Below are 20,274 nucleotides of genomic sequence, written 5' to 3' on the forward strand. Positions count from 1 at the left end.
CGAACCCCGGCCCAGGGAGGCTGGGCCGGGGTGGCGTGGGCTATTTCGGCGGGGCCGGTCACCCCCTGGTCACGGCCTACCTCGAGGTGTAGATCCAGGCGATGTCGTCGGCGAAGTGCTCGGCGACGGCGTGGCGCTTGACCTTCATCGACGGCGTGACCTCACCGTCCTCCTCGGTGAAGTCCCGGGCGCAGATGCGGAACTTCTTGATGCCCTCGGAGTGCGAGACGGTGTCGTTCGCCTCGTTGACCGCGTCCTGGATCTCGGCGCGCAGCACCGGGTTCTTGGCCAGCTCCTTGACCGGTGCGTCGGCACTGACCCCGTTGCGCTTCCGCCAGCCGACGAGAGCGTCCTCGTCGAGGGTGATCAGCGTGCCGATGAACTTCTCGTTGTCGCCCACGACCATGGCCTGGGAGATCAACGGGGCGGAGCGCAGGATGTCCTCGAGCGGGCCGGGCGAGACGTTCTTGCCGCCGGCGGTGACGATGATCTCCTTCTTGCGGCCGGTGATCTTCAGGTGCCCGGTGGGCAGGAGTTCACCCAGGTCACCGGAGATGACGAAGCCGTCCTCGGTGAACGAGTCCTTCGTGGCCTCCTCGTTCTCCCAGTAGCCGTCGAAGACGACGGTGCCCTTCATCAGGATCTCGCCGTCGTCGGCGATCCGGATGGTGTTGCCGCCGACCGGCTTACCCACGGTGCCGATGATGTTGTCCGGCTCGAAGTTCACGGCGATCGCCGCCGTGGTCTCCGTCATGCCGTAGCCCTCGTAGATACGCACGCCGATGCCGCGGAAGAAGTGCATCAGCTCGGGGTTCAGCGCGGAGCCCCCGGAGATGCAGTACTGCAGCTCCCCGCCCATTGCCGCCTTGACCTTGCCGTAGACCAGCTTGTCGAACACGGCACGCCTGATCTTGAGGCCCAGGGAGGGGCCGGAGGCCGTGTCGAGCGCCCGGGAGTACTCCACGGCGGTCTTCTCCGCCACCGGGAAGATCTTCGCCCCGAGACCGCCCCCCTCGGTGGCCTTGGTCTTGACCCCGGCGTGCACCTTCTCGAAGACGCGGGGCACCCCCAGGATGAGGTGCGGCTGCGACCGCTGGAACTCCGGGACGAGGGTGGACATGTCGGCCCAGTGGGACTGGGTGGCCCCGCCGAGCGTCGCGGCGAGGGACACCGCACGCGAGAGGACGTGGGCCAGCGGCAGGAAGGTCAGGGTGCGGTGCCCCTCCACGGCGATACCGCCGATGGGGTGGGTGAGAATGGCGCGGGCCTCGCCCAACCAGTTGGAGTGCAGCAGGCGGCAGCCCTTGGGGCGGCCCGTGGTACCGGAGGTGTACACCAGCGACGCCAGGTCCGACGACCGGGTGTCGGCGATACGCTCCTCGACCGCGTCGTCGGAGATGTCCCTGCCCTCGGCGATGAGGGTGTCGACCGCACCTTCGCTGAAGGACAGCACACGGTCGAGGTGGGCGGTGCCGTCGACGTGCCCGCCCTCCTTGACGAACGTCCGCAGACGGACCGCGTGCCCGGACTTCTCGGCGATGCCGATCTTCGCACCGGAGTCCTGGACGATCCATTCACACTGTGACGTGGACGACGACGGGTAGATGGGCACGGACACCGCGCCGGCCGCCATGATCGCGAAATCCAGCAGTGACCACTCGTAGCGGGTGTCGGACATCAGTACGACACGGTCGCCGGGCTCCACGTTGTTGGCGATCAGCCCTTTGGCGACGTTGTAGACCTCGCGGAGGAACTCGTCCGCACGCACGTCGACCCACTCGAACTTCCGCGGGCGGCTGTACAGGATCGTCTGGGGACGCTTCAGGGTGTTGTCCCTGAGCACGGTCAGACAGGTCTCGTTCTCGCCGACGGTGTACAGCGCCTCCGAGGAGTACTCCTGCATGTCTCTCCAATCACAGTGTTGTCAAGGGGTCATCCGGGTCACATCCGGAAGGCCGGTGTGTTCCGGTGCATGATCGTAGCCGATTACTGTATCGACATAAGCAAAAACGGGATTTCCGTGACCGCCGCAGGCTCAGAGCAGGTAGGTGATCAACCACGCCACGACAAGCAGGACGATCAGCAGGATCAGCGCCTGCCGGACTCTGGAATGGTGTTTCACCGGTTCTCTCCTTCTGGACGGGATGCCGCCGCACCGGGCGGGTCAGCCGGGTTGCCCGGGGACCCGAACGCCCGTCGTTCGTCCGCGGTCGCGGGCAGCACACCGAATGCCACCTTCATCAGCACGACCGCGACGGCGGACGCCACGGCCACGAACACGACCAGGGTCAACGGGGTCTGCAGCCACAGGGGCAGGTCGAGGACCCATTGTTCAATGCCGTCAGTCACAACGCCCGAGTTTACCCCCCCACGGTCGTGCACGGGCCCGGTGACCTGCCTCCGTGCTGTCTCAGTCGACCGCCCCGGCGAGCCCCCGGCGTCGCAGCAGCGGTTCCACGCTGCGCTGTTTACCGCGGAACATCCAGAAGGCGTCGTCGTAGTCGATGGTCGCGCCACGGGACAGGATCATCCGGCGGAAGCGGTCACCGGCGAAGCGGACGTCGTCCGGGTCGATGCCACGGGCACCACCGGCACCGCCACTGCCGTGGGCGGCGTCGGTGTCCACGAACCCGTCGAACCCGTCGGCGTCGAGCACCTCCGCCCACAGGTAGCTCCAGTAGTCGGCGGAGTAGCCTCCGGCGAAGATGTGGTTGAAGTAGGTGGAGGAATACCGGGGTGCCAGGGCAGGCAGCACACCGGCGCCGAAACCGGCCGTCTCCAGGGCCTCGGCCTCGAAGGCGGCGACGTCGCTCACCTGCCCGGCCTCCCGTGCACTGAGCCGGTGCCACGCCAGGTCCAGCCAGCAGGCGGCCAGGTACTCGGAGGTGGCGAACCCCTGGCCCCACGCCGCCTGCTCCCTCACCGAGGCGACCATCTCTTCCGGCAACGGCTCACCGGTGTCCACATGACGGGCGTAGTTGGCCAGCACCTCGGGTTCCATGGCCCAGTTCTCGTTGATCTGGCTCGGGAACTCGACGAAGTCCCGCGGCACGTTGGTGCCGGACAGGCTCGGGTAGCGCACGTCGGAGAGCAGACCGTGCAGCGCGTGGCCGAACTCGTGGAAGACGGTCGCCACCTCGTCGAGGGTGAGCAGCGCCTGCTCGCCCTCGGCGGGTTTCGCGATGTTCAGCACGTTGACGACCACCGGTGATTGCCCGAGCAGGTTGTTCTGGTCGACGAAGCTGCTCATCCACGCACCGCCACGTTTGGTCGGACGGGCGTACATGTCGGTGAGCAGCAGGCCGAGGGACTCCCCGGGCCGGACCGGGTCGTCCCCGGACTCGATGACTTCCCAGACCTGCACGTCCGGGTGGTAGCCGGTGAGATCGTCCCGGGGGACGACGCTGATCCCGTACAGTCGCTGGGCGGCGAAGAAGGCACCGTCGCGCAGAACGCGGTCCAGCGGGAAGTACTTCTTCACCTCCGCCTCGTCGACGTCGAGTTCCTCCGCCCGGAGCTTCGCCGCCCAGTACGGCCAGTCCGACCCGGTCACCTCGTCCCCGCCGGCCCTGTCGACGGCCCTCTTGTATTCGCCGGCGGCGTTGGCGACTGCGGCCGGGGTCAGTTTCCCCAGCAGGTCGTCGACCTCGACGAGCGATCCTGCGGTCTCTTCCTCCGCAATGAACTCCGCATGGTTGGCGTAGCCCAGCAGTTCGGCTCGACGGGCACGCAGCCGGACGATCTCCAGCAGGACCTCCGTGTTGTCGCCGACGGCACCGCCCCCGTGTCCGCGGTGCAGGGATGCCTCGTGGACGCGGGCACGCATGGCGGGGTCGTCCAGTTCCTCGATGACCGGCTGGACGCTCGGAAGACCGAGCCGGATGAGCCACCCGTCCTTCCCCGCCGCGGCGGCGTCCTCGGCGAGACGGGTCCTGTGGCCGTCACTCAACCCGGCGAGGTCGCCCTCGTCGGTGACATGGACGGCGGCGGCGTCCGTCGCGTCGACGAGGTTGCGGCCGAACCGGGTCGAGAGCTCCGCCAGGCGGGTGTCGATGGCGCGGAGCTCCGCACGCCCGTCCTCCCCCAGGGCCGCCCCGCCCCGGCGGAAACGGCGGAGCCAGTACGCCAGCAGCGCCGCGTTCTCGCTGCCGTCGGGCTGTTGCGGAAGCGCACTGACCCGGGCGAACAGGCCCGCGTCCAGGTTGATCCTGCTGATGTGCTCCGCGAGTTCCGGAGCGACGGTCTCCTCGACGGCGATGACCTCGTCGGTGGCGTCGGTCCCGGCGTAGTTGAACACGATGGCGAGGACCCGGTCGAGCAGCTGCCCGCTGGCCTCGAGTGCGTCCATCGTGTTCTCCCAGGTGGGGTCGTCCGGGTTGGCGACGATCGCCGCGATCTCGGCCTGCTGGTCGACGACGCCCGTCCGGAAGGTGGGGACGAGGTCGGCGACGGAGACGGCGGCGAAATCCGGGAGTTCGTGGTCGAGTTCCGACGGCGCGAGCAGGGCGTTGAACTGAGTGTTGTGACCGGTCATGCCCGCCAGCTTAACGCCGTGGTTCCCGCGGCAGCGGTGCCGGACCGGGGTCGGATACGTCGCCGGTAGTTATTTTCAGTAGGATATTGACCATGTCAGCCCCGGTAGAATTCAGCGCGACCCCTGCTCCCCGTGACACCCGTACGTCCGATGACACCCCCGACGTCCCCGACGTGCCTGACGCCCCCACCCCGAAGCGTCGGGCCCGGAACCGGCGGGCCGACGGCGAGCGTTCCCGACAGCGGATCCTCGACGCCGCGACCAGCATCGCCACCGAACGCGGGTACGACGGGACGAGCATCGCCGAGATCTGCCGGGAATGCGGCCTGCCGGCAAGCTCCCTCTACTGGCACTTCCAGGACAAGGACGACCTGATGTCCCAGGTCATCGGCAAGAGCTTCGACGCGTGGAATGACGCCTGGAACATCCCGGAGGACGAGGACGTCCTCCTGCACCTGCCCCAGATCGCCGAGCAGCTCCTCAACGCGCTGGAGAACCACCCGGAGTTCATCCGGTTGTGTCTGCCCCTGGCACTGCAGAAACGCTCGGACGACCCGGGGCCGCGACGAATGTACCTGAAGATGCGCGCCGACGTCATCCAGAGGCTCTCCGACATCGGCGCCACGCACTTCGGCTACGTCCCCGAGTCCCGACGTACCGCGATCGTGACCTACATGGTCTCCGGTGTGGAGGGGCTGTTCGTCGACCACGAGATGAACCCGACATCCGACCTGCGCGAACAGCTCGACCTGCACGCGATGGGCGTGATCGGGATCATCATGCAGGAAGCCACACGGCACCCGTCCTGATGTCGTCGAGTCCGACGTCGGGCGTCGGCCCCGGGACCGGAGCTCCCCTGCTGCACACCCCCTCCGGGGTCGTCAGCGGTTCCTGGCGTCGCCACGGCTCCGGCCCGGCCGTGGCGGTGTTCCGGGCCGTGCCGGTCTCCGCTCCCCACGCCGACGGGTCCGCGGCATTCGCCGCCCCACGTCCCGCGCCGTCCTGGCCCGGCACGCTGGACTGTCCGGACACGGAGGAACGCCGCGGGTTGGGGGCCACCCACACCGCGACGGTGACCTGCCCGGCGGAGTCCACCGGTGGGCCGTACCCGGTGATGGTGTGGGTCCACGGCGGACGGTTCGAGACCGGTCATGCCGACGACCCGCGGTACGACGCCACCGCGCTCGCCGCGGAAGGCTGCGTGGTCGTCGCGGTGAACTACCGGAAACGCTTCGAGGGGTTTCTCCCGGTGGGCGACGGCGCAGACGGAGACTTCCGGGGCGTCGGGGACCTCGTCGCCTCCCTGCGGTGGGTCCGGGACTGCATCGGTGACGTCGGCGGGGACGTGGACCGGGTCACTCTCGCGGGCCAGTCGGCCGGCGGTGCGCTCGTCGCCTGGCTGCTCGCCGACGAGCGGGCGTCCGGTCTCTTTCACCGTGCCGTCATGATGTCACCCGGCGCGCCCCGCCGTGGCTGGTCGCAGCGTCGGCTCACCACGGCGCTGGCGCTGCGGCGGTGGGGCCGCCGTCCTACGGCGGAGTCGATGGCGTCGTTGACGGCCGGGGAGCTGACCGACGCCTACCGGCGTTTCGCCCGGTTCCACGTGACCGACTGTGCCGTGGGGGTCCACCCGTTCACCCCGTCGGGGATGCGTCCGGTCCCGGTGATCACCGGGACGATGCACGACGAGTTCGTACGGTTCCCCGGTGTCCGGCAGGTGGATGCGGTGCTGCGCCGAACCCTGGGCCGTGCGGCGGAGCGTCTGGGACTGCCCCGGGTCGCCGAGGCGTGGGCCGTTGCCCCGGCGATGCTGGTGCTCGGTGTGCCGGTGCGGTCCGTGCCCGCATGGTGCCGCTCGGTGTCCACGACGACACCGGTACGTCCCCTGGGCCGCACCGTCGGCGACCGGATGATCCGCCGCTGGGCGTCCGCCTTCGCCGAGTCCCTGGCGGACTCCGGGGCACCGGTGTGGGCGTACGAGTTCCGCGACGACGCCCGGCCGGCACAGCACTGCGGCGAGCTGCCACTGCTGTTCGACACGCCCGGCGGCCCCGGCACACAGTTCCGTGACGCGGTCGTCGGGTTCGTCCACGGCCGTGAGCCTGACTGGGACCGGTACACCGTCCCGCAACGCCGCGCGCGGGTCTTCGACCTGTCTGGTGCGTCCACCGCTCCGGCGCGACCACGCCAGGTCGACGATCCGTGGCGGGACGTCCGTACCCTGGCCGGTCCGCTCTACCCCGGTACCGGCGGCACGCCTGCCGGACCACGGGTGGTGGACGGGGGTTAGAGTTGTGCGCATGGCTCTCACCTTTCCCGACCTTGACACCCTGCGTGCCCGCCGCACCATGAAGTGGACGGCCTACGAGCCCGACGTCCTGCCGCTGTGGGTGGCGGAGACCGACTTCGACACCTGCCCGCCGGTGGCCGCCGCCGTCCGTGACGCCGTCGACCGCGAGTACTTCGGCTACCCGGAACTGGGGGCGGGGTCGCGTCAGCTTGCTGAGGCGTTGGCGTCCTTCTCCCGACAGCGCCACGGCTGGACGGTCGACCCGGCGACGGTGACCGTCGTCCCTGACGTGGTCAAGGGCATCGTCGTGGCCGTCGACAACCTCACCGCCCCGGGATCGTCCATCGTGATCCCGCTGCCCGCCTACCCGCCGTTCCAGAAGGTGCCCGCCGCGACCCGGCGTCCGGCGACCTACGTGCCGATGGGCCGCGGCACCGACGGCGGGGCCGTGTTCGACCTCGACGCCCTGGAGCGCGCGTTCACCTCGACCGACAACCCGAACGGGGTGGGCAGCATGATCCTGTGCAACCCGTTCAACCCGCTGGGACGGGCCTTCACCGCCGCTGAGCTGAGGGACGTCACCGACCTCGCCGCGGCGCACAATGTGCGGGTCATCTCCGACGAGATCCACGCCCCGCTGGTGTACTCGGGCAACCACGTCCCCACCGCCACGGTGTCGGACGCCGCCGCGGACGTCACGGTCACCGTGACCGCGACCTCGAAGGGGTGGAACACCGCGGGGCTGAAATGCGCCCAGATCATCAGCACCAACCGGGAGGACGCCCGCGAGATCGGCCGGTTGTCGAACCTGGTGACCGGGGAGGCCTCCACCATCGGCCTCGCCGCCGCCACGGCCGCCTACACCGACGGTCTCGACTGGCTGACCGAGGAGGTCGACTACCTCGCCGACAACTGGAGGTACCTCGCGGACCGCCTGCCCGAGGTCCTCCCCGGGATCAGACTGCCGAAGGAGGAGGCGACCTTCCTGGCCTGGCTGGACGTGTCCGGGGTCGACCGGCTACGTGGTGCCGACGGGGCCGTCACCGCGCCTGCGGCACGGTTGCGCGCCCTCGCCCGCGTCGGACTGAATGAAGGGACGGACTTCGGCCCCACCGGGGCCGGCCACGTGCGTCTGAACTTCGGTACCTCCCGGGAGATCCTGGACGACGCCCTGGACCGTATCGCCGGGGCCGACCTGCGGGGCGGGCACGCGTGCGAAGTCTGACCCGCATCGTCAGCTCCATGAAGGAGCTGTGGCCGTACTACACGATGGTCATCGTCGCCGCCCTCGCGACGGTCCTGCTCTCCCTGGCGTCGCCGTTCCTGATCAGCCACGCCACCGACACGATCGTCGACACGGTGAACGGGTCCACGCCGGTGGAGACCGCCACGCGCACCGTCGTCGCCGTCGCACTGGGCCTGTTGGCCGCGGAACTGGCCCACACCGTGATCCACAACGTCGGCGGCTGGTTCGGCGACGTGATGGGCATGCGGATGCGGCAGATCCTGTCCAACCGGTACTTCGCCAAGCTGTTGTCGCTGCCCCAGGGCTACTTCGACCGGCAGATCACCGGCACGGTCATCTCCCGGCTGGACCGCTCGATCATGGGGCTGACCCAGTTCCTGCAGGCGTTCGCCAACAACTTCTTCTCGATGATCCTCACCGTGGTCGTGGTGCTGGGGATCTCCGCCTGGTACTACTGGCCGCTGGCGCTGCTGCTGGTGGTCATCTTCCCGATGTACCTGTGGCTCACCGCGCTGACCAGTAGACGCTGGATGCGGTGGGAGAAGACCAAGAACGAGCACATCGACACCGCCCAGGGCCGGTTCGCCGAGGTTGTCGGCCAGGTGAAGGTCGTGAAGTCCTTCGTCTCCGAGCTCCGTGAGCTCAGGCTGTTCCAGTCGCACTTCGCCGAGACCGTGGACGTGACCAGGCGCCAGTCACGGTGGTGGCACATGATGGACATCTTCCGGATGGCCGGCATGAATCTCGTCTTCTTCGCGATCTACCTGGTTCTCTTCCTCCGTACCCTCAACGGGTCCTTCACCATCGGCGAGCTCGTCCTGCTGGTGCAGCTGGTCGCGATGGCCAAGCAGCCGGCGACGATGATGAGCTGGATGGTCGACTCCGCACAGCGGGCGGCCGCCGGCTCCCGGGAGTACTTCGAGGCCATGGACGAACTCGAGGAACCGACGACGTCCCCGGTGCTGCTCGCTGCGTCCCGGGAGTACGGCCCGTCCGTCGTCGACGAGCAGGACGTGCTCGACGCCGTCCCGTCCCCGCCGACCCCGGTCGTCGAGGGGGGTCGGCCCGGCAGGACCCCGGTGTTCGAGTTCGACGACGTGACCTTCGGCTACGATCCCGCTGACCCGGTGATCCACCAGGTCAGCTTCACCGCAGGCGACAACGAGAAGGTCGCCCTGGTCGGCGAATCCGGCGGCGGGAAATCCACCCTGGTCAACCTGCTGCTCGGGTTGTACCGCCCCACCGGTGGCACGCTGAAGGTCTGCGGTCACGACATCCGGGAGCTCTCCGCCGCCCAGCTGCGCGGCATGGTGGGCGTGGTGTTCCAGGACGCCGCGTTGTTCTCCGGGACCATCCGGGAGAACATCGCCTACGGCCGTCCGGACGCCACCGACGAGGAGATCCTCCGGGTCGCTGAACGCGCCAACGCCGACGTCTTCATCCGGAACTTCACCGACGGTTACGACACCCTGATCGGTGAGCGTGGTCTGCGGTTGTCCGGCGGGCAGAAGCAGCGCATCGCCGTGGCACGCGCCATGCTGAAGGACGCGCCGATCCTGGTGCTCGACGAGGCGACGTCCGCGCTCGACACCCGCGCTGAACGCGCGGTCCAGGCCGGTCTGGAGGAACTGATGGTCGGGCGGACGACCCTGGTCATCGCCCACCGTCTGTCCACGATCGCGACGGTCGACACCATCGTGACCCTGGACTCCGGTCGCGTGGACGAGATCGGGTCCCCGGCGGACCTGGCGACCAGTGGCGGCATCTACGGTGAACTGCTGCGGCTTACCGCCAGTTCCTCGGCCGAAGACCGTGCGAGGTTACGCCGCTTCGGCTTCCACGGCGACGGGGACGCCGGAGATGACGAGGATGCCGAGGGCGAACCCGGCTCGGAGACATAGCGGCCGGGCTCGCCGGGCGGAGGCACCGGAGAAGAACCACCCTGACACGACGAGAACCCCGCCGCCCGGCTCCGGGCGGCGGGGTTCGTCTTCTCAGCTGAAGGTGCCGGTCAGTTGTCCTTGAACTTCCCGATGACCTCGTTGGCCTTGTCGGAGGCCTTGTCCTTGACGTCCTCGAACTTCTGCTTCGCGTCGGACTTGACCTGGTCGGCCTTGCCCTCGTTCTTCAGGTCGTCGTTGCCCGCGGCATCGCCGGCGGCTTCCTTGGCCTGACCTGCGGCGTCCGTGGCCTTGTTCTTGATGTCGTCGAACCCTGACATTAAAGCTCTCCTTCGCTGTTGACGTAAAAAGGCTTGCACCGACGACTCTAGTGAAAACCCGTCGGCCGTGCAGGGATCTATGCGTAGTCGTAGAAACCCTTGCCGGACTTACGTCCCAGGTGCCCGGCCTGGACCATCCGGCGCAGCAGCGGCGGGCAGGCGTAGGACGGGTCCCCGAACTCCTCGTGCATGACGTCCGCGATGAAGGCGCAGGTGTCCAGACCGACCATGTCCGCCAGGGTCAGCGGCCCCATCGGGTGGCTGGCGCCGAGCTTCATGCCGGTGTCGATGTCCTCCTTGGTGGCCACGCCCTGCTCGACCATGCGCACCGCCGAGAGCAGGTAGGGCACCAGCAGGAAGTTCACGATGAAGCCGGACCGGTCCTTGGCCTGGATCGCCGTCTTGCCCAGCACCTCGGTGGCGTAGGTCCGGGCGGTTTCCACGGTGGCATCATCCGTGGTCAGCGCGGGGATGACCTCGACGAGGGGGAGGACGGGGACCGGGTTGAAGAAGTGCAGGCCGATGACGCGTCCCGGGCTCTCGGTCGCCGAGGCGATCGCCTGGATCGGCAGTGAGGAGGTGTTGGAGCACAGCGGCGCGGTCTTGTCCTCGACGATGGCGTCGAGCTGGGAGAAGACGTCCTTCTTGACCTTCTCGTTCTCGATGATCGCCTCCATGACCAGTTCACGGTCGGCGAAGTCGTCGAGGGAGGTGGTGAAGGTCAGTCGGCCCAGGGCGGCGTCCCGGTCACCGTCGCTGAGCTTGCCGCGCTCCACGGCCTTGGCCAGCGACTTCTCGATCTTGGACTTGCCGAAGTCCAGGGCCTCCTGCTTGGCCTCCCACACCAGGACGTCGCTGCCGGACTTGGCCGCCACCTCGGCGATGCCGCCACCCATCTGGCCTGCACCGATAACGCCTACACGCTGAACCATCATGTTCTCCTTCGCGTTCGTGAAAATTGGTATGTGGTTATATCTGCATAGTGTAACCGGGATCACGGTCCACAACGAACGCTACCCTGTCCTGCCCCTCTTGCTGTCGTCGCTCTCGAGGGCATCGACGTCCCCCGGATCCGCCCCGCCGATGTCCCCGACCACCCCGACGTCCCCGGCGACGATGATGCTGCCCGGGACGATGAGTTTTCCCTCCCCGTCATATGTCGCGACAGGGAGTTCATCCCCGGTCTCGGCGTAGCCGGGGGCGGGCCTGCGTTCATTCTCCTCCAGTGCTTCAGGACTGTCCGCCTTCTCCCACTGCCTGGTCTGGGGCTCCGGCCTGGCGTGGTAGTCATTGTTCATCCCTTTGAGGATCGAGTACATCATCACGAAGAACATGAGGAAGAACGGAAGCCCGATGATGATCGCCACCTCCTGCAACGCCTCGATGCCTGCGTCAGGTGACATCACCAGGATTGCCGCGGCCACGGCCCCGATCGACACCGCCCACAGGACCCGCTGCCACGTCGGGGTCACGTTCTCCTCCCCGACCGCGAACATGTCCGTCACCAGGGCCGATGAATCGATGGACGTCACGAAGAAGATGGCTACCACGACGAGGGCGAAGCCGCTGACCACCGTGCTCCACGGCATGGTGTCGAGGAGGATGAACAAGGACGACGCAGCGTCCCCGCCCTCCACGACGGGGCCGGACACACTGCCCGGATTCTGGCGTTCGGCGTTCAACCCGGCGTAGCCGAACACGGCGAACCACACCAGGATGAACAGGGCCGGCAGTGCCAGGACACCGCCGACGAACTCGCGGACGGTACGCCCCTTGGAGATGCGTGCCACGAACATGCCGATGAACGGTGACCAGCAGATCGTCCAGGCCCAGTAGAAGACGGTCCACGTGCCCTGCCAGCCCTCCGCGGTGATCTCGTCGGCGTCGGACCAGAACATCAACCTCGGAAGCCATTCCGCGTACAGGGACGCAGTGTCCATCGTGCCCCGGAGCAGCATCAGCGTCGGCCCGGCGACGAGGACGAACAGCATCAGGACGACCGCCATGACGATGTTGATGTTCGAGAGGTTCTTGATGCCCCTGTCCAGGCCGGCGGCAACCGACCCGCATGCCGCCGCGACAATGACAACGATGATGCCGACGAGCAGGAGTGTCGAACCGTCGATTCCGAAGACCGTGCCCAGTCCGGACTCGATCTGCAGGGTCCCGAGGCCGAGGGAGACGGCGATGCCGAACACGGTGCCGATGATGGACAGCGCGTCGATGAGTTTTCCGGGCCAGGAGTAGATGGCCCCGCCCAGGATCGGGGCGAAGATCGACGACATGCGCGGCGGCAGGTTGCGTTTGTAGATGAAGTACCCGAGTGCCAGCCCCGGTAGGGCGAAGATGACCCACATGTGGATGCCGAAGTGGTACATCGTGAAGCCCATGGCCTGGTTGACGGCCTCATGGGACATCGGTTCCTCGTTCTGCATGGGAACGTTCACCGCGTGGTTGATCGGCTCTGCGACGCCCCAGAACATCAGCACGCTGCCCAGGCCTCCGGCGAACAGCATGGCGAACCAGCTCTTCAGGGAGTACTCGGGCTTCTCTCCGTCCGGGCCCAGCCTCATCCGCCCGAAATGACTGAACGCCAGGGCGACGAGAAACAGCAGCGCTATAGTCACGCCACCGACATAGAGCCAGTTCAGGTTCGTCATCAACCAACCGGAGACTGTCGAGAATGAATCCCGTGCACCATCGCCGAAGATCACGCAGACTGCAACGAACAGGACGATGAATCCGGCGGACACCCAGAGGATGAGCCGATCCGGGCCGCGTTTCGCCACCTCCTCCCCGGTGTCGCTGCGGAGTGCCGTTTCGCGGGTGGCAGGTGAACTGTCAGGAGAAGAAGTCACATCATATCCGGTTCCTCCGGGGCTGCGGCCGAGCATGGTGCCGCATCCGGATGGTTGAGGTCAAGTGGACAACTGTTCTCCGAGTCTACAGGGAAATCTCAGGCTGACGGGAGGATAGCGAACCACTCCAGGTGCAGAACCTCCGACAGACACAGGTGACCCCCGGCTCCTGACGAACCGGGGGTCACCTGCTGACGTTTCAAGAGGAGAATGCTCAGCTGCCGTATAGGGGTCCTTTCACGACGACTGTCCTGGATATCACCTCACCACCTGAGGTGGCGATGTCTCCGACAGTACGACGCGGAGGTTGGAATTGCCTGACAGCGTGCTGAAACCTCTGTCGGAGTAGATCAGGCCCCGACGAGCGGCAGATGCTCACGCGTGCCGTCGAAGGTGTTGAACAACACCGGCGTCCCGTTGGACAGGGTCCCGACGACGTGGCGCTTGCCGTCACGGCCGGCCACATGCAGCGGGCTGCCCGAGTCACCCCCGATCGCCGGGATGAGGGCGGTGATCTCATTGGTGTCGGCGTTGACGGCGAGGACCGGGCCACAGGTCCGCCCCGACATCGTGCCGTCCTTGCAGACGATGCTGCCGACCAGGTTCTGCGTCACCGGCACCGGATCGCCCAGCGGCTGGCTGGTGCCACGCAGGAGATCGTCGAGCATTGGGATACCGGTGTCGGCGGTGCTGGACACCCGGCCCGGGTCCGGGGTCACCGAGTCGTCGAGGCGGAACCAGCCGAAGTCGTCGAGGCCGGCGTACGGCTCGAAGGGATTCGCGGTGCCTCCCCGGACCACGCCTCCGGCCCTGATGTCGTCCTCCCCTGCCAACAGCTTGCCGTCCCTCGTCGAGATCTTCACCACCGGCGACCCGATCTCCCGCTGGTTGAGACAGTGGCCCGCGGTGACGCCGTAGAACGTCCCCGACTGCTCCACGACCGAGTTCAGGGTGCAGATCGACTGCCGACCGTCGGCCGTCGTGATGACGACGCCGTCGCCGGCGTGGGTCGATGTCGCGGCACCGGCCGTCGCCGGCAGTGCCAGGGCCGAGCCGCCACCCACCAGCGCGACCGTCATGGCACCGGCGGACAGGATCCTGCCCAGTGTTCGCCGGGGACGACGACCGTGGCGGTCGGCGGATTCGGCGGAGCGGGTGGAGCCGGTACTTCTGCGCATTGTGCTGTTCCTTCGCTGGGGCCGGGAGCGGTACGTAGGGGATTGTAGCGCGTCCCACGCCGAATTGCTCTCGCACGGCAAAGTACCTCTCCCCCGACGTCGGACGGTGCCGGTACCCTGACTCCCATGCGCCTGCGTCGACCGACCTCCCCACCGAAACTCCCGCCGCGACCCCGGGGGCGGCCGCTGACCGAGAACGACCTGACCTACCCCCACGAACTGACCGGGGCGTCGGAGTCGATCCACGACATCGACGACGATGCCGTGTTGGCCGGACGTCTTCAGGCCCAGGGGTTCCACCATTTCAGCCACAGCCGGGTGGTCGGCCACGGCAGTGTCGACCACGACCGGGCGCTGACCAACCTGCTCTCCGGTCGGGCCCACCGCCTCGCCGGCGCAGTGTTGTACCGCCACGGCGCACCGCTGACACCCGCTGCACCGATGTCCGCCGGGGACCTCGTGACCGTCACCCCGGGGCGGGGGCTGCTCACCCCCCTCGATTCTCCGTGCCTGGTGCTCACGGCCGGCCCGTCCTCGCTGATGTACGGGACGCTCCCGGGACACGCGGAGTGCGGGGAAGAGTTCTTCGGGGTGTCACTCCACGAGGACGGGACGGTCACGGCGACGGTCAGCGCCTTCTCCCGGCCGGGCCGCCTGATCACCCGGCTCGGCGGTGTCATCGGCCGACGGATCCAGCACAGGATGGCCGCCGCCTACATCAGGGGGATCGGAGCACCCTGACCGCTTGCGGGGGTGTGAACCCTTCAGTACCCCTTGGCCGGATCCAGTTCGGTGGGCATACGGCCCCCGGCAAGGAAGGCACGGTAGTTCTCGACGACCGCGCCGGCGAGTTGTGCGTCCATCGACGCCCGGGTGTTCGCCGAGTGTGTGGTGAGGGTGACGTTGTCCATGTCCCACAGCGGGTGGCCGTCGGGCAGCGGCTCGGGGTCGGTGACGTCGAGCCCGGCCCCGCCCAGTCGCCCGGACTCCAGCGCAGCGACCAGGTCACCGGTGACGACGACGGGGCCGCGGGCGACGTTGACCACCGTGCCTCCGGGGCGGAAGGACGCGAACAACTCCGCATCGAAGAGGCCCTCGGTGTCGCCGGTCAGCGGCACGGCGATGACAGTGTGGTCGACGGCGGCGACGACGTCCGCCAGACGCTCGATCGGTTCGGTCCGGACCGCCCCGTCAACGGGGTGTCCGGTGCGGTTGACGGCGATGACTTCCGCACCGAACGGGGACAGCATCTCGATGAGGTGGCGGCCGATTCCCCCGGCCCCGACCACGGCGACTGTGGCACCGTGCAGCCACCGGGTCTGCTCGTCGACCTCCCGCCACACCGACCAACTCGCCGCGCGCGCGATCCTCTTGTGCATGTGGGTGACCGAGAGCAGCAGCGCGACCGCACTTTCGGCGACCTGGCGACCGTAGACACCTGAGGCGTTCGACCACCGCCGGTCCCCCTGCGCCCCGGCGGTGATGACCCCCTCGGCGAAGAAACCCTCGATGCCCGCCTGGCACAGCTGGACCCATTTCACCCGGTCAGGCAGGTCAGGGAAGTCTGCCGGGGCGACGCCGTGGCAGATGAACGCGTCGGCGTCCTCAAGGTCGTCGACGAGCACGGCACCGGCGTCCTCCAACGCCGCGCGGGTCTCCGGCAGCGGGACGGTCGAGGTGAAGATGTTCAGGGACGGGGTCTGTTGGCTCATGGCCCCAGTCATACCGTCCGGCCTCTCTCCCCGCCGGGCCGCACCCCCGGAACATCTTCCCGCCGGGTCAGCCGAAGCGCTGTCGCAGCTGGTCGAGGGTGTCGTTGAGCTGGTCCTCGAGCCCAGGGTCGAGGGTGGGCAGCTCGGGGAGGTTGCTGGGCAGGTCTTCGAGCTCGCTGGGGATCTGGATGTCGCTGGGGATCTGGAACCCCGGGGCAGACGGCTCGTCCTCGGGCGTCTGCTCCTGCGTCGTCCGTGGGGCGGGCTGCGTCGTCGACGCAGGTGCCGGGGTGTCGTCATCGTCGCCGCCGAAGACGAAGACGACCAGGATCAACGCGAGGGCGACCAGGGCCGCGACCACCAGCAGGACCATGCCCAGGACGCCACGTCGCTTCGTCGCCCCCTGCGGGGCCGGCGTCTGGGCGGCACCGAACTCCGGCTGGCCGTACTGCTGCTGGTCGTAGGGCTGGTAGTAGGGCTGCTGGCCGTAGCCGGAGGGGACGTCGCCGGGCTGCGTCGGCGGGATGATCTGCGTTTCGTCGGCACCGGCGTGCCGGTACTGCGGCGGTTGCGGCTGGTTGCCGGACCACACCGTGGTCGGGTTCTCGTCCGGCGGAACATCGCCGTGTCCGCGCCCGCTGTCCCGCCCGGCCCCGGGCCCGGTCGACCCCCACGCCGTCGTGGGGGTGTCGTCCCCGGAGCGCCCGTCGTCGTCCTGTCTGCCGCTGTGACCGTTCGGCCCCATCACCACGTCCTTTCGCCGTCGCGTCCCGTGAGTCTGCGCAAGAGGTTACCGCACCTGCGGGGCAGTTACCGTGACATCGGGGCCGAGCAGGCCGCAGGCTCTCGCCGCCGTGCCCCCGCACGGCGGACCGTCCGGGGCACGTCAGGTGCTCGGCAGGACGCGTTGGCACCCCATGTTATCGGCACCGAGCCTTGCCCGTGTACCAGCCTGCAGGTCTGACCCACTATGCTCATGGACGAGTACACACGGGAGGACGTGACCACCTCCTGCTGATCCACTGCTGACTCACTCAGGAGAGATGAGATGACCCGCACCCGCCGGACCACCGCCCTGCTCGCCGCCGCCGTTCTGGCGCTGGGGGCGACCGCCTGCCAGCCGCCGAGCGAGAACGACAGTGAACGCACTGCCCCGTCGACCGAGGTGACCCCGGACAGCGGCTACGACGGCGCGGGAGTTCCGACGAGCGCGTCCTCCAGTGAGTCCGGCGAGCCCACCGACGCCGACACGGTCTACGGGACCGAGGGCGCCCCCGACACCGTCGGCGACACCGAGCCGTACGCACCGGGGGCACAGACCTCGCCCGTCTCCTAGGTGTTCCCGGAGGAGGATCTCCATCCGGCCCGCCGCGCCTGCGCCGACGACATCCCCGCCATCCGCGAGCTGGAACGCCGTGCCGGCGAGCTGTTCCGTTCCGTGGGGCTGGACTCCATCGCCGACGACGACCCGCCGGATGCGGCGGAACTGGCCCTGTCCGTGGACGACGGCAGGGTCCTCGTCGTTGACGCCGACGACGTCACCGCCGCCGCGCCCCTCGCCGCCTGGCTCTGGACCGGGTCAGCTGACGGCGACCTGCTGATCGAACAGGTGTCGGTGGCACCGGAGTATCGCGGGCGTCGGCTCGGCACGACCCTGGTCGCCCTGGCCGTCACCCTCGCCCGCCGGCGCGGCTGCCCCGGGGTCTGCCTGACCACCTTCGACGAGATCCCGTGGAACGGTCCGCTGTACCGCCGACTCGGTTTTCTCCGACTCGACCCGGACGATCTCGGCCCGGACCTGCGCTCCATCCGGGACGCCGAATGCGCTGCAGGCCTCGACGTGGCCCCACGGAGCGCCTACCGCCGGAACGTCTGACCCCTGCCGTCACCCGTTGTCCAGGGCGGCGAGGGGGAGGTCGTGCTCCGCGGCCCAGGACGTCCAGTGCCGCACCGACTCCGCGGCGAAGAAGGCCGTGAGCTGCTCTGCCGTGATCTCCAGCGGGGACGACAGGCCCATCAGGGTCGACAGGGCCAGCGCGAAATGGGGTTCGATGGCCGCCAGGGCCACGAACCCGTCCCGGGCGGGGTACACCCCGTAGAGGGGGAACCCTCCCCCGAGGACGGCGCCGGGACCGGACAGACCGAGACGAGTCGAGGCAGCGAAGTCGTCGACGACCTCGGCCAACCCCACCTCGGTGAAGGTGCCCTCCCCTGTCCTGGCGGTGTGGAACAGTGCCGCGGCCCCGGCTGCGACAGCACGTTCGGCACCCCCCAGGTCCGCCAGCGGCACGGCGGGCATGACCGGCACACCGTCCGACACGGCGATAGTCCCCGCCTGTGCCTGGTAGGTCAGGTCATGTCCGGGGACGTCGGCGTCCACGCCTTCCGTGCCGACGATCGCGACCTGCGAGAGCCGCGGGTGACGCCGGTGCAGCGTCGGCCAGTCGAGCCCGAGCCTGGCCAGCGCCCGCGGCCGGTGCGAGGTGAGCAGCAGGTCCGCGGCCCCGAGGTACCCGTGCAGCGTGTGCTGGCCCTCACCGGTCTTCAGGTCGAGGGTGACGGTGTCCTGCCCGTCACAGAAATGCGCGTAGTAGTCGGGTGCGGCCAACGCCAGGGGATCTCCGGACGGCGGCTCCACCTTCGTCACCGCCGCCCCCAGCTGCCGCAACCGGCGGGCTGCAGCAGGCCCCGGCAGGTTGACGGCCAAGGACACCACGGTGACACCGGTCAAAGCTCGTTCCATGGCCGTGATGCTACGCGGGACGGGCTCAGGCCACCGTCGTTTCGGGAAGAAGCATGGATCCGGCCATGGCGACAAAGAACGCGGCGACGATGACCACGGCCACGGTCTTCCAGCGCCGCAACGGCAGGACCGGCAGGTGCTCGGGCGGGGCGAACATCGCCTGTTCGTCACGGGCGAGCAGCTCCCAGTTCGCCTGGTACTCCTGATGCGTCTGCACCCAGTCGGACACGATCCGCGTGTCCCGTCGGTTGCACAGTAGCCAGTAGGCCCCGGGCACGGCCATCATCGCCCCGAAACCCACGCTCAACAGTGCATCGGCGACGAGGTTCCCGGCCTCCGAGGTCAGCAGCGTCAGCACCAGGAGCACCCCCAGCACGACACCGGTCCAGGCCAGGATCTTCTTGGTCAGGGTCGGGCGGTACCTGCGCAGACGCTCCCGCGGATTCGCGGCGGTGGCGCTGACGTAGGACGACACGTCCTCGGGAATTCCCCCTCCCGGTTGCCCGTAGGGGTTCTGCGCTGAATAGCGGCGGTCTTGATCCACGGCACGGCCTCCTCAACCTGTTGCTTTCTCCCCTGAGACTACGACACCGCCCGGACATGGAAACAGGCACGGCCGGGGCCTCCCCCGGATTCCGTTCCCCATCGATAGTATGTTCCCCATGAGTACCCTCACTTCCCTCCTCGCCGAGAACCGGGTGGCCCTGGACGTGGATGCCGCCGACTGGAGATCCGCCGTGACCTACGCCGGAGGTCTCCTCGAGGAGACCGGTTCCGTCGACCCTGCCTACACCCGGGCGATGGTCGACTCCGTGGTCGACAACGGCCCCTACATCGTCGTCGCCCCCGGGTTCGCCTTCGCCCACGCCCGGCCCAGCGAGGCCGTCCACGAGACCGCATTGAGTTGGGTCCGACTCGCGGCCCCCGTCGCCTTCGGGCACGCGAAGAACGACCCGGTCACCCTGGTCGTCGCGCTGGCCGCCACCGACGCGACCACCCACACCAGTGCCATGGCCCAGCTGGCCAAGGTCGTGGGACGCCCCGCCACCCGGAAGGCACTGGATGCGGCAGCGACCCCGGCAGAGGTCCTGGCCGTCCTCGACGGTGCCGGCGGCCCGGACCGCACCTCCACAGCGACCTCTGCAGCGACGTCCGCGGCCCCCTCCTCCGTCACTGACGATGGCCGCTACCCCGGGGGTGACTCACGCAACCACATCCTCACCGTCTGCGGGAACGGCCTGGGAACCAGTCTGTTCCTGAAGAACACCACCGAGGAGATCCTCAAACGCTGGGGGTGGGACGCCCTGGTCTCCGTGGAGGCCACGGACACGATTTCCGCGAAAGGCAAGGCCAAGGACGCCGACTTCATCCTCACCTCCGGGGAGATCGCCAAGACGTTGGGCGATCCCGGTATTCCGGTCCGGGTCGTGGAGAACTTCACCAGTGCCCCCGACGTCGATGCAGCGCTGCGTGCGCTCTACGCCCTGTAAAG

The 20,274-nt window shown here is 68.4% G+C and carries 19 protein-coding genes; 8 read left to right on the forward strand and 11 right to left on the reverse strand.

Annotated features, from left to right (window positions below):
- Positions 1 to 76 precede the first annotated feature (76 nt).
- The 3 genes from PQI66_RS04545 to PQI66_RS04555 all read right to left on the reverse strand — a co-directional run bounded on the left by PQI66_RS04545 (position 77) and on the right by PQI66_RS04555 (position 4,534).
- Positions 77 to 1,903: an AMP-dependent synthetase/ligase gene (locus tag PQI66_RS04545; RefSeq protein ID WP_339996367.1), complete on the reverse strand. Its 1,827-nt coding sequence runs from the start codon at positions 1,901 to 1,903 to the stop codon at positions 77 to 79.
- A gap of 215 nt (positions 1,904 to 2,118) precedes the next feature.
- Positions 2,119 to 2,349 carry a hypothetical protein gene (locus tag PQI66_RS04550; protein ID WP_339996368.1) on the reverse strand — a complete coding sequence of 77 codons (231 nt, stop codon included), beginning with the start codon at positions 2,347 to 2,349 and terminating at the stop codon, positions 2,119 to 2,121.
- 61 nt (positions 2,350 to 2,410) lie between these two features.
- Positions 2,411 to 4,534 (reverse strand): M3 family metallopeptidase, encoded by a 2,124-nt coding sequence (locus tag PQI66_RS04555; protein WP_339996369.1) that lies wholly within the window; start codon positions 4,532 to 4,534, stop codon positions 2,411 to 2,413.
- Between the two features lie 92 nt (positions 4,535 to 4,626).
- On the opposite strand from PQI66_RS04555, the gene PQI66_RS04560 reads away from it, so the two are divergent.
- The 4 genes from PQI66_RS04560 to PQI66_RS04575 are packed head-to-tail and all read left to right on the forward strand — an operon-like array spanning position 4,627 to position 9,971.
- Positions 4,627 to 5,343 (forward strand): TetR/AcrR family transcriptional regulator, encoded by a 717-nt coding sequence (locus PQI66_RS04560; protein ID WP_339996371.1) that lies wholly within the window; start codon positions 4,627 to 4,629, stop codon positions 5,341 to 5,343.
- Positions 5,343 to 6,824 carry a carboxylesterase family protein gene (locus tag PQI66_RS04565; RefSeq protein WP_339996372.1) on the forward strand — a complete coding sequence of 494 codons (1,482 nt, stop codon included), beginning with the start codon at positions 5,343 to 5,345 and terminating at the stop codon, positions 6,822 to 6,824. The genes PQI66_RS04560 and PQI66_RS04565 overlap by 1 nt, the downstream gene beginning before the upstream one ends.
- Positions 6,825 to 6,834: 10 nt before the next feature.
- On the forward strand, positions 6,835 to 8,049 hold the full coding sequence (locus tag PQI66_RS04570; protein ID WP_339996374.1) for a MalY/PatB family protein: 1,215 nt from the start codon (positions 6,835 to 6,837) through the stop codon (positions 8,047 to 8,049).
- Positions 8,050 to 8,066: 17 nt separating this feature from the next.
- Positions 8,067 to 9,971, forward strand: coding sequence for an ABC transporter ATP-binding protein (locus PQI66_RS04575; RefSeq protein ID WP_339996375.1), 1,905 nt, complete (start codon positions 8,067 to 8,069; stop codon positions 9,969 to 9,971).
- A gap of 110 nt (positions 9,972 to 10,081) precedes the next feature.
- Here PQI66_RS04575 and PQI66_RS04580 read toward each other — a convergent pair whose 3' ends face one another.
- The 4 genes from PQI66_RS04580 to PQI66_RS04595 form a co-directional block, all read right to left on the reverse strand.
- Positions 10,082 to 10,291, reverse strand: a complete 210-nt coding sequence (locus PQI66_RS04580; protein ID WP_339996376.1) for a CsbD family protein — start codon at positions 10,289 to 10,291, stop codon at positions 10,082 to 10,084.
- Positions 10,292 to 10,368: 77 nt separating this feature from the next.
- Positions 10,369 to 11,223: a 3-hydroxybutyryl-CoA dehydrogenase gene (locus PQI66_RS04585; RefSeq protein ID WP_339996377.1), complete on the reverse strand. Its 855-nt coding sequence runs from the start codon at positions 11,221 to 11,223 to the stop codon at positions 10,369 to 10,371.
- A gap of 81 nt (positions 11,224 to 11,304) precedes the next feature.
- A complete protein-coding gene (locus PQI66_RS04590) occupies positions 11,305 to 13,149 on the reverse strand; it encodes a BCCT family transporter (RefSeq protein WP_339996378.1) in 1,845 nt (614 codons plus the stop codon).
- Positions 13,150 to 13,499: 350 nt separating this feature from the next.
- Complete coding sequence (locus tag PQI66_RS04595) at positions 13,500 to 14,327, reverse strand: hypothetical protein (RefSeq protein ID WP_339996379.1); 828 nt, start codon at positions 14,325 to 14,327, stop codon at positions 13,500 to 13,502.
- Between the two features lie 126 nt (positions 14,328 to 14,453).
- On the opposite strand from PQI66_RS04595, the gene PQI66_RS04600 reads away from it, so the two are divergent.
- Complete coding sequence (locus PQI66_RS04600) at positions 14,454 to 15,068, forward strand: DUF1990 domain-containing protein (protein WP_339996380.1); 615 nt, start codon at positions 14,454 to 14,456, stop codon at positions 15,066 to 15,068.
- A 23-nt stretch (positions 15,069 to 15,091) separates the two neighbouring features.
- Here PQI66_RS04600 and PQI66_RS04605 read toward each other — a convergent pair whose 3' ends face one another.
- Together PQI66_RS04605 and PQI66_RS04610 are read right to left on the reverse strand one after the other, a co-directional pair.
- The gene (locus tag PQI66_RS04605) at positions 15,092 to 16,039 is read right to left on the reverse strand and encodes a D-isomer specific 2-hydroxyacid dehydrogenase family protein (protein ID WP_339996381.1); all 948 of its coding nucleotides are present in this window, start codon (positions 16,037 to 16,039) and stop codon (positions 15,092 to 15,094) included.
- A 67-nt stretch (positions 16,040 to 16,106) separates the two neighbouring features.
- Positions 16,107 to 16,784: a hypothetical protein gene (locus PQI66_RS04610; protein ID WP_339996382.1), complete on the reverse strand. Its 678-nt coding sequence runs from the start codon at positions 16,782 to 16,784 to the stop codon at positions 16,107 to 16,109.
- A gap of 303 nt (positions 16,785 to 17,087) precedes the next feature.
- On the opposite strand from PQI66_RS04610, the gene PQI66_RS04615 reads away from it, so the two are divergent.
- Both PQI66_RS04615 and PQI66_RS04620 read left to right on the forward strand, forming a co-directional pair.
- Entirely contained in the window at positions 17,088 to 17,375 is a 288-nt protein-coding gene (locus PQI66_RS04615) for a hypothetical protein (RefSeq protein WP_339996383.1), read from the forward strand.
- Entirely contained in the window at positions 17,376 to 17,915 is a 540-nt protein-coding gene (locus tag PQI66_RS04620; protein ID WP_339996384.1) for a GNAT family N-acetyltransferase, read from the forward strand.
- A gap of 9 nt (positions 17,916 to 17,924) precedes the next feature.
- On the opposite strand, the gene PQI66_RS04625 is transcribed toward PQI66_RS04620, so the two are convergent.
- Entirely contained in the window at positions 17,925 to 18,782 is an 858-nt protein-coding gene (locus tag PQI66_RS04625) for a CoA transferase (RefSeq protein WP_339996386.1), read from the reverse strand.
- Between the two features lie 25 nt (positions 18,783 to 18,807).
- Positions 18,808 to 19,326, reverse strand: coding sequence for a hypothetical protein (locus PQI66_RS04630; RefSeq protein WP_339996387.1), 519 nt, complete (start codon positions 19,324 to 19,326; stop codon positions 18,808 to 18,810).
- 118 nt (positions 19,327 to 19,444) lie between these two features.
- On the opposite strand from PQI66_RS04630, the gene PQI66_RS04635 reads away from it, so the two are divergent.
- Positions 19,445 to 20,272, forward strand: a complete 828-nt coding sequence (locus PQI66_RS04635; RefSeq protein WP_339996388.1) for a PTS sugar transporter subunit IIA — start codon at positions 19,445 to 19,447, stop codon at positions 20,270 to 20,272.
- Positions 20,273 to 20,274: the final 2 nt, after the last annotated feature.

Origin of the sequence: Corynebacterium sp. USCH3 (genome assembly GCF_037619475.1) — a bacterium.
GTDB lineage: Bacteria > Actinomycetota > Actinomycetes > Mycobacteriales > Mycobacteriaceae > Corynebacterium.